Source organism: Actinoplanes sp. KI2 (genome assembly GCF_025630775.1).
GTDB lineage: Bacteria > Actinomycetota > Actinomycetes > Mycobacteriales > Micromonosporaceae > Actinoplanes.
In genome coordinates, this window is sequence record NZ_JAOSZE010000190.1 from 1 (window position 1) to 271 (window position 271).

The 271-nt window shown below is 64.2% G+C and carries 1 protein-coding gene; it reads right to left on the minus strand.

Features of this window, described 5'->3' with window-relative positions; translation table 11 throughout:
- Positions 1-271 (minus strand): endo-1,4-beta-xylanase (locus ODJ79_RS46915; protein ID WP_263030224.1); only part of this gene is annotated, 271 nt, incomplete at both ends.

Sequence of the window (271 nt, forward strand, 5' to 3'; positions counted from 1 at the left end):
GAGGGCGACGTCGACGCCCAGGGCGGCGAAGCTGGAGAGGGTGGTCTGGAAGTTGCTGGGCAGGGAGCTGCCGCCGGTGAAGTGGGTTTGCAGGCCGACGCAGTCGATGGGGACGCCGCGGGACTTGAAGTCCTGGATCATGCGGTAGACGCCCTGTGTCTTGGCGTAGGACCAGTTTTCGATGTTGTAGTCGTTGTAGCAGAGTTTGACTGACGGGTCGGCGTTGCGGGCGGTGCGGAAGGCGACCTCGATCCAGTCGTTGCCGGTGCCT